The organism is Flavonifractor sp. An91, assembly GCF_002159225.1.
GTDB classification, from domain to species: domain Bacteria; phylum Bacillota; class Clostridia; order Oscillospirales; family Oscillospiraceae; genus Flavonifractor; species Flavonifractor avicola.
This window is the reverse complement of record NZ_NFHA01000008.1, coordinates 82614-98230: the sequence shown is the minus strand read 5'-3', so window position 1 is coordinate 98230 and position 15617 is coordinate 82614. Positions and strand designations below refer to the sequence as shown.

General features: G+C 62.2%; 13 protein-coding genes. 6 read left to right on the top strand and 7 right to left on the bottom strand.

Annotated elements, in window-relative coordinates; genetic code table 11:
• Positions 1 to 212: 212 nt before the first annotated feature.
• Complete coding sequence (locus B5G42_RS07180) at positions 213 to 1253, bottom strand: M42 family metallopeptidase (protein ID WP_087268419.1); 1041 nt, start codon at positions 1251 to 1253, stop codon at positions 213 to 215.
• A gap of 67 nt (positions 1254 to 1320) precedes the next feature.
• Between B5G42_RS07180 and ybaK the strand changes: the two genes are divergently transcribed.
• The 5 genes from ybaK (at position 1321) to B5G42_RS07155 (ending at position 7674) form a co-directional block, all read left to right on the top strand.
• Positions 1321 to 1797, top strand: coding sequence for a Cys-tRNA(Pro) deacylase (gene ybaK, locus B5G42_RS07175; RefSeq protein ID WP_087268416.1), 477 nt, complete (start codon positions 1321 to 1323; stop codon positions 1795 to 1797).
• A gap of 394 nt (positions 1798 to 2191) precedes the next feature.
• Entirely contained in the window at positions 2192 to 3037 is an 846-nt protein-coding gene (locus tag B5G42_RS07170; protein ID WP_087268413.1) for a DUF4358 domain-containing protein, read from the top strand.
• A gap of 93 nt (positions 3038 to 3130) precedes the next feature.
• A complete protein-coding gene (locus B5G42_RS07165) occupies positions 3131 to 3601 on the top strand; it encodes a hypothetical protein (RefSeq protein ID WP_087268410.1) in 471 nt (156 codons plus the stop codon).
• Between the two features lie 247 nt (positions 3602 to 3848).
• The gene (locus B5G42_RS07160; protein ID WP_087268407.1) at positions 3849 to 6128 is read left to right on the top strand and encodes an Ig-like domain-containing protein; all 2280 of its coding nucleotides are present in this window, start codon (positions 3849 to 3851) and stop codon (positions 6126 to 6128) included.
• A gap of 37 nt (positions 6129 to 6165) precedes the next feature.
• Positions 6166 to 7674, top strand: coding sequence for an Ig-like domain-containing protein (locus tag B5G42_RS07155; protein ID WP_087268405.1), 1509 nt, complete (start codon positions 6166 to 6168; stop codon positions 7672 to 7674).
• Positions 7675 to 7734: 60 nt separating this feature from the next.
• Here B5G42_RS07155 and htpG read toward each other — a convergent pair whose 3' ends face one another.
• The 6 genes from htpG to thyA all read right to left on the bottom strand — a co-directional run bounded on the left by htpG (position 7735) and on the right by thyA (position 14979).
• The gene (gene htpG, locus B5G42_RS07150; RefSeq protein WP_087268402.1) at positions 7735 to 9657 is read right to left on the bottom strand and encodes a molecular chaperone HtpG; all 1923 of its coding nucleotides are present in this window, start codon (positions 9655 to 9657) and stop codon (positions 7735 to 7737) included.
• Between the two features lie 121 nt (positions 9658 to 9778).
• Positions 9779 to 11209 (bottom strand): hypothetical protein, encoded by a 1431-nt coding sequence (locus tag B5G42_RS07145; protein ID WP_087268400.1) that lies wholly within the window; start codon positions 11207 to 11209, stop codon positions 9779 to 9781.
• A 123-nt stretch (positions 11210 to 11332) separates the two neighbouring features.
• Positions 11333 to 12703, bottom strand: coding sequence for a tRNA uridine-5-carboxymethylaminomethyl(34) synthesis GTPase MnmE (gene mnmE / locus B5G42_RS07140; protein ID WP_087268397.1), 1371 nt, complete (start codon positions 12701 to 12703; stop codon positions 11333 to 11335).
• Positions 12704 to 13084: 381 nt separating this feature from the next.
• Positions 13085 to 13657: an NUDIX hydrolase gene (locus B5G42_RS07135; protein ID WP_087268394.1), complete on the bottom strand. Its 573-nt coding sequence runs from the start codon at positions 13655 to 13657 to the stop codon at positions 13085 to 13087.
• Positions 13657 to 14136: a dihydrofolate reductase gene (locus B5G42_RS07130; RefSeq protein ID WP_087268391.1), complete on the bottom strand. Its 480-nt coding sequence runs from the start codon at positions 14134 to 14136 to the stop codon at positions 13657 to 13659. Before B5G42_RS07130 ends, B5G42_RS07135 begins: the two co-directional genes overlap by 1 nt.
• Positions 14137 to 14148: 12 nt before the next feature.
• Positions 14149 to 14979: a thymidylate synthase gene (gene thyA / locus B5G42_RS07125; RefSeq protein WP_087268387.1), complete on the bottom strand. Its 831-nt coding sequence runs from the start codon at positions 14977 to 14979 to the stop codon at positions 14149 to 14151.
• Between the two features lie 60 nt (positions 14980 to 15039).
• Here thyA and B5G42_RS07120 point away from each other — a divergent pair, with 60 nt between their 5' ends.
• Positions 15040 to 15612, top strand: a complete 573-nt coding sequence (locus B5G42_RS07120; RefSeq protein WP_087268382.1) for an FUSC family protein — start codon at positions 15040 to 15042, stop codon at positions 15610 to 15612.
• Positions 15613 to 15617: the final 5 nt, after the last annotated feature.

Genomic DNA, 15617 nt, shown 5'->3' with positions numbered 1-15617 from the left:
CGGGCGGCCTATAAGGCCGCCCGCCTGTTTTCTCAGCCCAGCTCCAGATACAGGCTCACCAAATCGATCGTAGCCTTCATCCCATCAAAATGGGTCCACCCCCCACGGGACCACAGTCCCGCGGGGACCCCATTCTTTTTATTTATCACCCGTCAGAAATGAATTCCGCCGGGCTCCCGCCTTCGGCGGAGATGGAGCGGACTTCTTCTTTTTTAGCCCAGCTCCAGATACAGGCTCACCAAATCGATCGTAGCCTTCATCCCATCAAAATGGGTCCGCTCCATACCGTGGGAGGCGTGGACACCGGGACCGATGAGGGCGCCCTTGGCGTCCATGCCGGTCTTCCAGGCCACCGCCACGTCAGAGCCGTAGTGGGGATAGATATCCACCGCGTAATCCACACCGTTGGCCTTGGCCAGCTCCACCAGGCGGCTCACCATCTCATAGTCGTAGGGGCCGTTGTTGTCCTTGGCGCAGATGGATACCTGATACTCGGTGCAGCTCAGATCGTCGCCCACACAGCCCATATCCACCGCCAGCAGCTCGTCCACCTGGGGCAGGGTGGCGCCTCCGTGGCCCACCTCCTCGTGGACGGTGAAGCACACCTCGGTGTCGTAGCGGGGGCGCACCTTGGCAAAGTGCATCAGCCGCAGCAGCACCAGCAGGCAGGCGGCGCTGCCCTTGTCGTCGATGAACCGGGACTTGAGGAAGCCGCTCTCGGTGACGGTGGTCTTGGGATCAAAGCACACATAGTCCCCGGCGCAGATGCCCAGAGCCTCTACGTCCGCCTTGCTCTTCACCTTCTCGTCAATGCGTACCGCCAGTTCCTTCTCCTCCCGGGGCCGGGTGGCGGCGTCATCATAGACGTGGACCGCGGGGGACAGGGACAGGATGGTACCGGTGTACACCTTGCCGTCCCGGGTGTAGATACGGCAGTACTCGCCGTCCAGGGTGGGCAGGATGGGGCCGCCCACCTTGGTGATCTTCAGCATACCGTCGGCGGTGATGGAGCGCACCATCAGGCCCAGGGTATCCACATGGGCGCACAGGCCAATCCTCTTGCCCTTCTCCCGGCCGGGCACCGACACGATCAGGTTGCCCTTGTTGGTGCGCCGGGTAGTATAGCCGTGGTCCTGGGCGATCTGCTCCGCCTCCCGCACCACGTTCTGGGTAAATCCGCTGGGGCTGTCGATAGCCAGCAGCCGCTTGGCAATGTCCATCATGATGCCCTGACAATTTTGTGTATCCAGCATTTGCGTCCGCTCCTTGATTGTAGTATGATGTCCTTATCTTATACCAAACCACGGGAGCGATGCAACCATGTCCGAAGAAAAGACCAACGTAATGCGGGTACTGGATCAAAAGAAGGTGCCCTATACCCCCCACCACTACGCCCACCCCGATGGGGCGGTGGATGGCGCCAGCGTGGCCGCCCTCATTGACAAGGACCCGGCCAGCGTATGCAAGACTCTGGTGACTCAGGGGGCCAGCAAGAAATATTATGTGTTCGTCATCCCGGTCCTGAAGGAGCTGGACCTGAAGGCTGCCGCCAAGGCGGTGGGAGAGAAATCCATCGAGATGATCAAGCAGGCCCAGCTGCTCCCCCTCACCGGCTACGTCCACGGGGGCTGCTCCCCGGTGGGCATGAAGAAGCAGTTCCCCACCGTCTTTGACCAGAGCGTGGAGGGTCTGGACACCATTACCGTCAGCGCCGGCAAGATCGGCGCCCAGGTGGAGGTGGCTCCGGCGGCTCTGGCGGTCCTGGTGCGGGGCCGGTTTGCTCCGGTGGCGAAATAAAACCTTATGCGCCAAGAGCATACCACGAAAACAAGCAAAGGCTGTGGCGCATGAAGTTTATGCGCATATGGGCCGTCCCGGCCCATGCGCTTTGATTTCATGGCCGTGCCGCTGAAAGCGGCACATGGGCCTGTTGCAAAATAGCTGTTTTGCACAAACCTGTCATTGCGAGCCAGTGCGCACACTGGCGTGGCAATCCGTTTCCCCGGCAAAAGGGACGGATTCCCACGAAAAACGGCCGCCTGGTGGGCGGCCGTTTTTCTCGGAATGACGGGTCTTTGTACGAGCTGCACATTTTGCAACAGCCCCATAAAATTTTTCCTCTTTTGGGGAACCTTTTTGAAAAACTCCCGTCTATCCTTGTGACAACAAACTTGCAAGGAGGACCTTACCGATGAAAAAATTCGGCGCCGCCGCGCTGGCCCTGACTCTGGCCGGCTCCATGACCCTCCCGGCCCTGGCTGTGGAGACCCCCGTGCTCATCTCCGCCAAGGTGGGCTACACCACTTCCATCACCCTCAACGGTGAGAAGCTGGACACCGCCGCTCTGCCTGCCGCCTCCGACTCCATGCTGCCCCTGCGCCTGCTGGCCGAGGCCGACCACGGCAACGCCTACTGGGATCAGGAGGGCAACGAGGCCTGGTTCAACTTCGGCCAGGACAAGATCACCGTAAACTTTGACGACAACACCATTCTGGTCAACGACGAGCTGGTGAAGGAGAAGGCGGAGGTTACCGCCGGCGTGACCTATGTGTCCTCCGGCGTGCTGGCCCTGCTGGACGGCTTCACCGTCACCTGGGCCGACCCCACCGCTGAGAGCTTTGGCGCCGTGGACATCACCACCCCCAACAACGACCCCATGGTTAAGCTGGCCTACTCCATCATGGAGAACAGCGAGATGTTCGGCTCCCGCACCTATGAGGATATGCTGGCCGATGCCTACAAGATCCCTGTGGATGAATTTGAGCAGATCGTGGCCTTCTTCCCCATGATCACCAGCCCCGACACCGTCATCATCGGCAAGCTGGCGGATGGCGCCGACGAGAAGGCGGTCACCGACGCCCTGGAGGCCTACCGCAAGAGCCAGGAGGACACCTTCTCCTGGTACCTGTCTCAGCACCTGTCCAAGGTGCAGGACGCCCGCACCGTGATCGAGGACGGCTATGTGTTCTTCTTCATTGGTGAGAACGCCGATCAGGCCGAGCAGCTCTTCCACGACTTCGTGGCCGCTCAGGGCTAAACCTTTCAAGCACGAAACAAGGTCCCGGCTATGGCCGGGACCTTGTTTTTTGCACCGGCAGCGACTATAATGTGGAAAAAAGGAGGGATCCCCATGGAAGAACACACCCCCGTATCCGCCCCCCAGGCTCTGGAGGACCTGGAGGTCTGCTACCGGGATTTCATCGAGAAGCTGAAGAAGAGCAAGGCCTCCAGTGTGGGCGAGGTCATGGGCAATTTCTTCCGGGCCCAGGGCAACCCCCGGGTGTCCTATGCGGTGGAGGAGTTTGACGCCGCCATGACAGAGCGCCTGACCACCCTGACCGCCGTGCTGGAGACCTGTCCGGCGGAGGAGGCCTGCCGCCTGGCCGCCCAGGCCCTGGAGCTGATGCTCTTCTATCCTGTCCCCACCGATCACACCGTGGCCTTTTCCCTGTCCGCCTTTGAGGGTCGGGCCATGGCCCTGCTGCCCTTCCTTCCCCCCGACAAGCAGCGGGAGATCGCCAGCCGCTATGCCAGGCGCACCACACCCCGGCAGATGCTGCCCAATCAGAAGAAGCTGTGGAAGGCCCTCTCCCAGTTCTGAGCAGTCGGAATATCTTCCAAAATTGAATTCATACAAGCCGCGCAAAATGCAGAAAAACCCACTGCTTTGCGCGGTTTTTTCTGTTTCTCCCTGGATATCTTTCCACAAACACTATGCAGCCAGCAAATTGTTTTACCTTAAAAAAGAGTATATAGTTGTGATTGGAAAGAAGGTCCAGCAGGGCAGGGCGAGGAGGCGCCCCGCCCTGTTTGGCCTGAGCGCACCCTGAAGAGGAGGAAGAGATTGTATGAAAAAACGCATCTTGTCCCTGGCACTGACCCTGGGGCTGGTGATGACCCTCTGTCCCACTGCTCTGGCCGCAGGCAAGGGTCTGTCCAACTTCCAGAAGAGCGCCGCCTACACCGCCGGTACCTTTACCGACGTGCCTGCCAGCACCTGGTACACGGAAAACGTCAAGACCGCCTATGAGCTGGGTCTGATGAAGGGCACCAGCTCCGTTGCCTTCTCCCCCGACGGCAACATTACCGTGGGCTCCGCCATTGCCCTGGCCTGCCGGCTCCACAGCATCTATGAGACCGGCGGCGCCAACTTCATCCAGGGCAACCCCTGGTATCAGGTCTATGTGGACTATGCCCTCAAAAACGGCATCATTACCCAGGGCCAGTTTACCAACTATGACGCGGTGGCCACCCGCCGGCAGTTTGCCGCCATTCTGGCCAAGGCCCTGCCTGAGGAGGCTCTGGAGGAGAAAAACACGGTGGAGGACGGCACGATCCCCGATCTGACCGCCGGTTCCGCCAACTATGACGACATCTATCTTCTCTATCGGGCGGGCATCCTCACCGGCAGCGACTCCAAGGGCACCTTCGTCCCCGAGTCCACCATCACCCGCTCGTCGGTGGCCGCCATCGTCTCCCGCATGGCCATGCCCCAGCTGCGGCAGTCCGTCACCATGAAGGTGGTTCCCGCCACCAAGCTGACCATGAACCAGACCAGCCTGACGCTGGAGGAGGGCAAGACCTCCACCCTCACCGTTACCCCCTCCCCCGCTGACGCCACCGTCACCAACGTGACCTGGAAGTCCTCCAACACCAGCGTGGCTACTGTGGACAACGGCAAGGTCACCGCCGTGAAGAAGGGTTCCGCCACCATCACCGCCACCACCGCCAACGGGGTCAAGGCCACCTGCAAGGTCACCGTCACCCCCGCCCCCGTGGAGGTCACCGGCGTCTCCCTCAACAAGTCCACCATGAGTCTGGCGGAGGGCACCACCGGCCGCCTGACCGCCACGGTGAAGCCCAGCGACGCCACCAATGACAGCGTCACCTGGTCCTCCTCCAACACCAGCGTGGCCACCGTCAGCAGCGGCGGCACCGTCACCGCCAAGCGGGAGGGCACCGCCACCATCACCGTCACCACCTACAACGGAAAGACCGCCACCTGCAAGGTCACCGTCACCCCTGAGATCAAGGTCTCCAGCGTCACCGTGGACCCCAGCAGCCTGACGCTGGAGGTTGGGGACAGCGAGTACCTCAGCGCCTCGGTGTATCCCGCCAACACCACCGACGACAGCGTGGAGTGGGAGTCCTCCGACACCAGCGTGGCCACCGTCAACTCCAGCGGCAAGGTCACCGCCGTGGCCCCCGGCTCCGCCCGGATCACCGCCACCTCCGAAAACGGCCGGTACGACTACTGCCGCCTGACCGTCAAGGCCTCCACCAAGCTGAACTTCTCCGTGCCTGAGCTGAACCACAACTACGGCCCCATGACCATTGTCTACCGCTCCGGCAGCACGGTCACCAACTTCCTGGTGAATGATTTCACCTTCACCAGCGGCAAGCTCCAGTACAGCCAGGCCCGTCTGGAAGCCACCGTTCAGGGCAGCGTGGGCAGCGGCTCCCAGTACTTCTACGTCCGCATCAATCTGTACGACGCCGGCGGCAAGCTGCTGGACACCGACTACAGCTCCAAGAGCGTGGGCAACAACCAGGACTTTGCGGTGGAGATGACCTTCGACGTGGACCCCACCGCCCTGTCCCAGGCCGCCTCCATCGAGTTTGTCAGCTACTCCGGCGACAAGGCCGTGCCCGGCCTGGTGGAGCCTGAGACCCCCGAGCCCGAGCCCGAGGTGGACCCGGAGAAGGAGGAGGCCCTGGAGATCGGCAAAACCATGAGCGACCACTTCACCAACGGTATGGCCGCTCTGGAGGTCGCCAAAAATGAGGTGACCGCCGCCGGCAATGAGGCCGCCAGTAATCCTCTTGATCCCGACGTCATCAAGTCGGCTATCATCCGCTTCATCCCCGCCAACGTGGCCATGAAGGATTTCCGAACCACCGTAAGCGATATCATCGCCGCCTGCGGCGACAACTCCTACTGGTCCAGCGTCAAGGAGCTTGCCACCACCCTGCTGGACGATGTGGACTCCACCATTACCATGTACGAACAGATCTCTCAGAACGGCACTGACATGGATATCATCCAGGGGCAGAACCAATTCACCTATGTTCTCAAGCAGTGGAACAACATTCTGAGCACGGCCAATTCCATCATCAAAAATCTGTAATCTCAATTTTATATTTTACTGAAAGGAGCTCTACCCCATGAAAAAACGCATCCTGTCCCTGTTCCTGGCTCTGGGCCTGTCGGTGTCCCTGCTGACCACCGGCGCCCTGGCCGCCGCCGACGGCCTGTCCAACTTCAAGTCCGTCAACACCTACACCACCGGCACCTTTACCGACGTGCCCGCCGACACCTGGTACACCAGCAACGTCAAGACCGCCTATGAGATGGACCTGATGAAGGGCACCAGCGGCACCTCCTTCTCCCCCGACGGCAACATCACCGTGGGCTCCACCATCGCCCTGGCCTGCCGGCTCCACAGCATCTACAACACCGGCGCCGCCAACTTTGTCCAGGGTGATCCCTGGTACCAGGTCTATGTGGACTACGCCGTGAAGAACGGCATCATCTCCCAGGGCCAGTTCACCGACTACAACGCCGTGGCCACCCGCCGTCAGTTTGCCGCCATCCTGGCCCGTGCCCTGCCCGCCGAGGCCCTGGAGGCCAAGAACACCGTGGACGACGGCATGATCCCCGACGTGGCCGCCGGCTCCGACAACTACAACGACATCTACCTGCTCTACCGGGCGGGCATCCTCACCGGCAGCGACTCCAAGGGCACCTTCCAGCCTGAGACCACCATCACCCGCTCCTCCGTGGCCGCCATTGTCTCCCGCATGGCCAACCCCGCCCTGCGGCAGAACATCTCCCTCACCTATGTGAACCTGACCGGCCTGACCCTCACCGGCCTGAGCCTGGAGGCCGGCAAGACCGGCGCCATCTCCGTGCAGACGGCCCCCTCCAATGCCACTGTCAAGTCCCTGACCTGGAGTTCCTCCGACGCCAGCGTGGCCAGCGTCAGCAACGGCACCGTCACCGCCCATAAGGCGGGCACCGCCACCATCACCGCCGTGGCCGACAACGGCGTCAGCGGCTCCTGCACCGTCACCGTTACCGCCGCCCCCGTGGCCGTCTCCTCTGTCACCCTGAACCAGACTACCATGACCCTGGACGTGGGCAAGACCGGCACCCTCACCGCCACCGTCCAGCCCGCCGACGCCGTCAACAAGAACATCACCTGGACCTCCTCCAACACCGCTGTGGCCACCGTGTGGAGCGGCACCGTCACCGCCGTGGCCCCCGGTACCGTTACCATCACCGCCTCCACCCCCAACGGCAAGAGCGCTTCCTGCACCGTCACCGTCAAGAAGCCCGCCAGCTCCGGCTATCAGTCCTACTCCCGGTTCGCCGGCGTGCCTGACTTCGGTCTGGTGATGGGCACCTACGCCATGGACAGCACCTATGATCCCTCCGACAACTCCGGCGGCTTCTTCTACTCCTACACCAGCATCAAGAACGCCGGTCACGGCGAGGACTTCGCCGAGCGCTATGACGCCGCCCTGGTGGCCAGCGGCTTCCGGTACATGGACAGCTTCGTCAATGACGACGGCGGCACCACCCTGATTTACACCAACGGCACCTACTTTGTTATGATGGGCGCCAGCGTTGCCGGCGGTGTTCCCGGCATTCTGATCGTAGTTACTCCCTAAGTTTACAATTCCACGCAAAAAGGCCCCGCTGCCAACGGCAGCGGGGCCTTTTGTGATTCATTACTTCATCAGGGAGCACACCAGCTCGGTGTAGCCCGCGGGGTCGGCCAGAGGCAGACCGGCAATGAGCTGGGCCTGGGCATACAGCAGCTGGGCGTACTTGGCGGCCAGGTCCCTGTCTTCGGCCACCGCCCGCTTCAGGGCGGCAAAGGCGTCCGAATCGGGGTTGAGTTCCAGCACCCGCTGGGCCTTCATGTTGTCGGCGTTGTCCGGGTCCATCCGCTGGAAGTACTTCTCCATCTCCAGAGTGATGGGGCCGTCGGTGGTGAGGCACACGGCGCCGCTCTTCAGGATCTTGGACAGGCGGGCTTCGTGGATGTCGCCCCCCAGGGTCTCCTTCAGGAAGTCCAGCACCGGCTTGTTCTCCTCCGCCTTCTGCTCCAGGGCGGCCTTCTCCTCGTCGGTCTCAGGCAGGGCGTCGTCGTCGTCCACCGACTTGAAGGCCTTGCCGTCCACCGCGCCCAGCACGTTGATCACGAACTGGTCGGCCTCGGCGGTGAGGTAGAGGATCTCGTAGCCCTTGTCCCGGATGCGCTCGGCCTGGGGCAGCTTGTCCAGCTTGGCGGTATCCTCGCCGCAGGCAAAGTAGACGTACTGCTGATCCTCGGGCATCCGCTCCTTGTACTCGGCCAGGGTGGTCAGCTTGCCCTCCTTGGAGGACCAGAACAGCAGCAGGTCGCTGAGCAGGTCCTTGTGGACGCCGTAGTCGGCCACCACACCCATCTTGATCTGGGGACCGAAGGCCTTCCAGAAGGTCTCGTACTTCTCCCGGTCCTCCTTCTGGAGGCGGAGCAGCTCGGCCTTGATCTTCTTCTCCAGGTTGTTGGCAATAACCTTCAGCTGGCGGGTGTGCTGGAGCATCTCGCGGCTGATGTTCAGGGAGAAGTCCTGGGAGTCCACCACGCCCTTGACGAAGCGGAAGTGCTCGGGCAGCAGGTCGGCGCACTTGTCCATGATAAGCACGCCGGAGGAGTAGAGCTGCAGGCCCTTCTCATATTCCCGGGTGTAGAAGTCGTAGGGGGCGTGGGAGGGGATGTAGAGCATGGCCTTGTACTCCACGGTACCCTCGGCGGAGACATGGATCACGCTCAGGGGGTCCTCCCAGTCGCCGTATTTCTCCTTGTAGAACTGGTTGTATTCCTCAGCCTTGACCTCGCTCTTGGGCCGCTGCCACAGGGGCACCATGGAGTTGAGGGTCTCCCACTCGTCATAGTCCTCCCACTCGGGCTTGTAGTCGTCGCCGGCGTCCTCCGGGCGGGGCTTCTGGCGGGACTTGTGCATGAGCATGACGACGGGGTAGTGGATATAGTCGGAGTACTTCTTCACCAGATCGGCGATACGGTACTGCTCCAGATACTCGTCGTAGTGGTCGTCGTCGGTGTTGGCCTTGATGTGGAGCACAATGTCGGTGCCCACCTTGTCCTTCTCGCAGGGCTCGATGGTGTAGCCGTCGGCACCGTCAGACTCCCACTTCCAGGCCTGGTCGGCGCCGTAGGCCTTGCTGGTGACGGTAACATGGTCGGCCACCATGAAGGCGGAATAGAAGCCCACGCCGAACTGACCGATGATGTCGGTGGTATCCCCCTCGGCCTTCTCCTGCTTGGCCATCTCCTGCTTAAACTGGAGGGAGCCGCTGCGGGCGATGGTGCCCAGGTTCTGCTCCAGCTCCTCCTTGGTCATACCGATGCCGTTGTCGCTGATGGTCAGGGTACGGGCGATCTGGTCGGGGGTGAGGGTGATCTTCAGCTCCGACCGGTCCAGGCCCACCTTGTCGTCGGTGAGGGCCTTATAGGACAGCTTGTCCATGGCGTCGCTGGCGTTGGAGATGATCTCCCGCAGGAAGATCTCCTTGTGGGTATAGATGGAGTTGATCATCAGGTCCAGCAGTCGCTTGGATTCCGCCTGAAATTCTTTCTTTTCCACGATGAATGCCTCCTGTATATGAAAGTGTTTTTAAAAACATAGCGTTAGCACTCAATTATCCAGAGTGCTAACGCTATCATAATCCTTCGTATGAAAAATTGCAAGGGGGTTCAAGAAATGTTTACAATTCCTCTCCCGGCGTCCACAGGGCGGCCCGGAGAGCCTCCACGCTGTCAAAGTGGCTCAGGGGGCCGTCGTCCGTCGGCTCTCCCAGCCGGAGCACTCCGGTGGGCTGGCCGCCGATGGTCACCAGATAGGTGGCCTGCCAGTCCAGGCCGTGGACCCGCAACTGGCTGTCCACATAGGCGCCCCCGGCCAGCAGTTGGGGAGCCCGCTCGGGCGGATCGGTGCGGAAGGCCGCACCGATGGTGTAGGCCTTGGCATCCAGAGCAGAAGCCTGGTCCTCCTCCCGGAAGCAGGTCAGCTCCCAGCTCACAAAGCCGCCTTCGCCGCCCACCTGCGCCAGTCGGGCATCGTAGTAGGCGTCGGTCAGTTCCCGGCAGGCGGCGTAGGCCTCCTGGTCGATGTCGTCCGGGGTATCACAGCTGGTGCGGATGAGCTGGTAGAGGGACTCATCCTCCAGGTGAACCTTGCTCCGGGGCAAATTGCTCCCGCCGAAGATCTCCACCACGTTTTCCTCCAGCCCCACCTGGAGATGGAGCGCATCATCCTCGGAGTAAGCCCCCTGATCCTTTGGGGCCAGGCAGCAATCCAGGGTCCATATGATGTCGGTGTCCGAGCCATTGAGGGTGAGATCAGGATGGTCCACCGGGTGGGCCGCCGCGGCCCGGATAAGGTCGGCCAGCTGCTCCGCCTCCAGGGGATCGTTGGGTCCATACCAGCTCACAGAGCCGATATGCTCCCCCTCCAGCCCGGCCAGCAGCTCCAGCAGCTTGTCGGAGGCAGTATTCCGGTGGGACCGGATGTGCCAGTTCTCCCCGTCCTTTCCCAGGGCCAGTTCAATACGGGAGCCGTCCTCCCCCTCGTCAGTCCACAGCAGAGCGGTTCCGGCAGCCTCGTCCACCTGGCCTCCGGCGCACACGAAACAGCCGGGGCCAAAATCGCTGGTGAAGGTATACCAGGCGTCGTATTCCTCCAGATAGGGCACGCCGGAGGTGTCCAGATCGGCGGAGGTGATGCCGGCGTAGCGCTCCAGGGTCTGGTCCACCGAAGCGCGGAGGATGCGGTGGGTGGGCACGGAACCCGGCGAATTCCCCCAGGGATAGCCGGGCAGGGCTTTCAGGGCATCGGACTCCGCCTCATCTTCGGCGCTCAATGTGCCGTCGCCGGGGAAGTAGTACAAAAAGTCAGCAAAGTCCAGATTTTTCACATCGTCATAATAACAGGTAAAGAAGCAGCTCACCGGGGCAGCGTAGGTCACGCCGTCTTGCTCCGCCAGGGGTGAGAAGGCCTCGTTGACCCGGTCAATCTCCTCCTGGGTCAGGGGGCGTGTCTCCGCCGCCGGAGAGGGGGAGGCAGGGGGCGGTGTCTGTGCCGCGCAGCCGCACAGGGCAAGGGCCAGCAGCAGGGCAGGCAATACCGTGCGCTTCATAACAGTAACCTCCTTTTCTGCCTCCATCCTACCATGTCCCGTGGTACAGAGGGTTACAGGGCCGGTGCCAATGTGGAGACAAGGGGTTACAAAGCGCAAAAAAGGAGCGGCCAAAGGCCGCCCCTATTTTCCAACACAGAACCGCTCGAAGATGCGGGCGGTGATGTCCTCCCGGATGTTGGCTCCGGTGAGTTCGCCCAGGGCGGACAGGGCCTCCTCCACGTCGGTAAGGAGGGCGTCGGGGGTGACCCCCGCCTCCAGGCTCTCCTCCGCCCGGGCTACGCCCTCCAGAGCCCGCCGGGCGGCCTCCGCCTGCCGGGCGTTGGTGAGCAGTTCTCCCGCCCCTCCGGCGCCCACCGTGGGGAAGAATCCTTCTACCAGCTCTCCCAGCTTGTCCAGCCCCTGGCCGGTCTTGGCGGACACCGACACCACCGGGGGCATCTCCTCCACCCCCAGCACCGGCATGGGCTTGGAGGGCAGGTCCGCCTTGGTGCGTACCAGGATCACCGGCGCGTGGGCTCTGGCATCGGCCAGCAGGTCCCAATCCTCCTCCCCCAGGGCCGTGGAGCCGTCCCACAGCACCAGGGCCAGGGCGGCCTCCTCCAGGGCGGCACGGCTGCGCTCCACGCCGATGCGCTCCACGGTGTCCTCGGTCTCCCGGATGCCGGCGGTATCGATGAGCCGCAGGGTCACGCCCCCCAGCACGCACTTGGCCTCCACCGTGTCCCGGGTGGTGCCGGGGATGTCGGTGACGATGGCCCGGTCGTAGCCCACCAGGGCGTTGAGCAGGGAGGACTTGCCCGCGTTAGGCCGCCCCACCAGTACGCAGGGCACACCGCCGGCAATGTACCTGCCCCGCTGGTAGGTGGCCAGCAGGTCCTCCAGGGCAGTTCTGGCCCCGGCGAGTCCTTCCCGGATGGTATCCGCCCGGAAGGGGTCGATATCCTCGTCGGGATAGTCCAGCACGGCGTGGAAGTGAGCCAGCAGGTCGGTAAGGCCGTCGTAAATGGCCCCCACCCGGCGGCCCAGAGCGCCGGAGAGCTGCCCGGCGGCCTGATGCACGGCGGCGGGGGTCTCGGCGTCAATGAGGTCGGCCACTGCCTCGGCCTGAGTCAGGTCCAGCCGCCCGTTGAGGAAGGCCCGGCGGGTAAACTCCCCCGGCCCTGCCTGCCGTACCCCCTGGGCAAAGAGGGCCTCCAGCCCCAGAGAGAGCACCGCCGGGGAGCCGTGACACTGCACTTCCGCCGTATCCTCCCCGGTATAGCTGTGGGGGCCGTGAGAGATGGTGGCCAGGGCCTGGTCGATGACCTCGCCCCCCGGCCCCAGCAGCTCCCCCAGCACCAGATGCCGGTCCTCCTGCTCCTCCAGGGGTTTTCCTCTCAGGGGCCGAAACACCGCGGAGACGGCGGAAATGGCCTCCGGCCCGCTGAGGCGCAGGATGCCGATGGCACTGGGAACGGCTGGTGTGGCGATGGCTGCGATGGTGTCGGACATGGTCTTTCCTTCCCGTCTCCCGCTGTGTGGAAACTTTGGCAATTCTGCCGTGGATTTTTCCCTTGACTACTTTTATGTCTACCGGAATATGCATAACGGTTGTTTTCCACCAGTGTGGACAAGTGTGGAAAACCCTGTGGATAATGTGGAAAACCCTGCGGGGCAACGCGCCTCCGCTTGCTTACCGTTTTTTTACATTGCATACCCGTCTGTATATGCCGTGTCAAAAGATTTTATGGTCCCATATTTTTTGTCAGGTTGTCAAAAAAATTGATTGGTTTTTGGGCAAGTCGGCACTTGCGCCGGGCAGGCGAGCATGATACCATTACCATATGGTAACCGTCTGCCGCGCATGGCCCCAGCCCTTGTGCGGCAGATCTTTTACGGTCTTTTTCCCACCAGACGGCGGGCCCGCTCCAGCAGCTTGGTGTATACCTCATCCATCTGCCATTCGTTGGTGATGGACAGCAGCTTGTCCGCCGGCAACCAGGCCACCCCTGTATTCTCCCCCTCCCGGTAATGGAGGGGGTCTGTCTCGTCTGCGGTCAACAGATAGGTGAGATTCAGGTGCTGATGGGAGGGCACCCACGCCCCCCGCTTCACATGGCCCCACACCGGCAGGATCTCCAGGGAGGCCAGCGCCGTGCTCAGGGGCCGGATGTGCTCCACCCCCGTCTCCTCCCGGGCCTCACGCAGGGCCACCGACAGCAGGTCGGCTTCCCCGTCGGCATGGCCGCCGGTCCAGGCCCATACCTGATAGAGGTTGTGGTGAGCCATGAGCACCTTACTGGCGTCGGCGTTGACCACAAAGCCGGAGGCGGTAAAGTGGGCGATCCTGTTCTGCCGGGTCAGAAGGTTATCGGGGAACAAGCGCAGGTACTCCAGCATCATTTCCTTATCTCCAAGTTCCTGCTGGTTTTGTGGCACATAGGCCGCTATCTCCTCCCGGTACATCACTTCACCCTCTCATAGGTCACATAGCGGAAGGCCAGGCTCTCATGCTCCTGCCACTCTCCCTCCTCGGTCACCTGCCACGACGGATCGGCGTCCAGGTCAGGGAAGAAAGCATCGGCGGGCCAGGCCCTGTCGATCTTGGTGATATAGGCCTTGTCACAGTAGGGCAGCAGAGCCTTGTACACGCTCTCCCCGCCGATGACGAAGGCATCCGCCGGGGCCGCCTCCAACAGGCTGTCCACATCGGCAAAGACCTCCGCCCCCTCGGGGGCGAAGGCGGCATTGCGGGACAAAATCAGGTTGCGCCGGTTTTTCAGGGGCCGGCCGCCGGGGAAAGTGGCCAGAGTCTTGCGCCCCAGAATGACGGCGTGGCCGGTGGTGAGGGTCTGGAACCGCTTCAGGTCGGCGGGGATATAGCACAGCTGATCCCCGTCCTTGCCGATGGCCCAGTTCTGGTCCACCGCTGCAATGAGATTCATGGCATATCCTCCTTACACCGCCACCGGGATGGGCTGGTCCAGGGTGTGGAACTGGTAGCCCTCCAGCTTGAAGCTGTCCTTGGTGAAGGCATAGAAGTCGGTGACGGAGGGGTCCATCCACAGCTTGGGCGCCTCGTAGGGGGTGCGGGCGATGATCTCCTCCACCACCGGCACATGGCGGTCATAGATGTGGGCGTCGGCAATGACGTGGACCAGCTCGCCGGCCTCCAGGCCGGACACCTGGGCCATCATGTGGACCAGCGCGGCGTACTGCATCACGTTCCAGCCGTTGGCGGTGAGCATATCCTGGCTGCGCTGGTTGAGGATGGCGTTTAGGGTCTTGCCGCTGACGTTGAAGGTCATGGAGTAGGCGCAGGGGTAGAGGGCCATCTCGTGGAGGTCGTGGTGGTTATAGAGGTTGGTCATGATCCGCCGGGAGGCCGGGTTGTGCTTCAGGTCATAGAGCACCCGGTCCACCTGGTCAAACATCCCCTCAGCGTACTGGTGCTTCACCCCCAGCTGATAGCCGTAGGCCTTTCCGATGGAGCCGTTTTCATCGGCCCAGGCGTCCCAGATATGGCTGTTCAGGTCGTGGATGTTGTTGGACTTCTTCTGCCAGATCCACAACAGCTCGTCCACCGCGCTCTTGAAGGCCATCTTGCGGATGGTCTGGACGGGGAACTCCTCCCGCAGGTCGTAGCGGTTGACGATACAGAATTTCTTCACCGTGTGGGCGGGGGTGCCGTCCTCCCACCGGGGGCGCACCTCCTGATCGGTGTCCCACACCCCATGGGCCAGAATATCCTTGCAATTTTGAATAAACAGCTCGTCTGCTCTGCTCATCGCGTACCTCCCATTTTCAAAAACCTCATTCAAATCAAACATCAGGAGTGTGACCTCGCCATGAAAGACGCCCCCGCCTCCGGCTCCGCCACCACAACCCACCATCTGCATCTGCACATCGGCCTGCGCAATCTGAAAACCGCTCTCTCCGCCTCTCTTTGCGCCCTGATCTACCACTTCTTTCTCAGTGAGCGCAACCCCACCTTTGCCTGCATCGGCGCCATCTTCGGCATGGGGGCCAATATGGACCACTCCAAGCTCCACGGCGGCAACCGGCTCTTCGGCACCATCATCGGCGGCCTGCTGGGCATGGGGCTGTTCCGCATCTATCTGATCTTCTACCCCGACGGGGAGAACCGGCTGCTGCTGGTGCCTCTACTCTTTGTGGGCGTCATCATCCTGATCCTGCTGGCCCAGACCTTCTGGGTGGGAGCGGTACAGCCCGGCGGCGTGGTGCTGTGCATCGTCCTGTTCAACACGCCGGTGGACACCTATGTGTCCTACGCCCTGGACCGGATGTTTGACACCGGCATGGGCGTGGCCATGTCCCTGCTCATCAACTATCTTCTCCCCCGGGAGCGTCTGGAGCCCTGGGTGGAGAAGTTCAAGGCAAAGTTTCATCGCAACAAGTAACGCAG

Coding starts and splice junctions, on each gene's coding strand:
- B5G42_RS07180 (WP_087268419.1), bottom strand. CDS start 1,253: ATGCTGGATACACAAAATTGTCAGGGCATCATGATGGACATTGCCAAG.
- ybaK (WP_087268416.1), top strand. CDS start 1,321: ATGTCCGAAGAAAAGACCAACGTAATGCGGGTACTGGATCAAAAGAAG.
- B5G42_RS07170 (WP_087268413.1), top strand. CDS start 2,192: ATGAAAAAATTCGGCGCCGCCGCGCTGGCCCTGACTCTGGCCGGCTCC.
- B5G42_RS07165 (WP_087268410.1), top strand. CDS start 3,131: ATGGAAGAACACACCCCCGTATCCGCCCCCCAGGCTCTGGAGGACCTG.
- B5G42_RS07160 (WP_087268407.1), top strand. CDS start 3,849: ATGAAAAAACGCATCTTGTCCCTGGCACTGACCCTGGGGCTGGTGATG.
- B5G42_RS07155 (WP_087268405.1), top strand. CDS start 6,166: ATGAAAAAACGCATCCTGTCCCTGTTCCTGGCTCTGGGCCTGTCGGTG.
- B5G42_RS07145 (WP_087268400.1), bottom strand. CDS start 11,209: ATGAAGCGCACGGTATTGCCTGCCCTGCTGCTGGCCCTTGCCCTGTGC.
- mnmE (WP_087268397.1), bottom strand. CDS start 12,703: ATGTCCGACACCATCGCAGCCATCGCCACACCAGCCGTTCCCAGTGCC.
- B5G42_RS07135 (WP_087268394.1), bottom strand. CDS start 13,657: ATGTACCGGGAGGAGATAGCGGCCTATGTGCCACAAAACCAGCAGGAA.
- B5G42_RS07130 (WP_087268391.1), bottom strand. CDS start 14,136: ATGAATCTCATTGCAGCGGTGGACCAGAACTGGGCCATCGGCAAGGAC.
- thyA (WP_087268387.1), bottom strand. CDS start 14,979: ATGAGCAGAGCAGACGAGCTGTTTATTCAAAATTGCAAGGATATTCTG.
- B5G42_RS07120 (WP_087268382.1), top strand. CDS start 15,040: ATGAAAGACGCCCCCGCCTCCGGCTCCGCCACCACAACCCACCATCTG.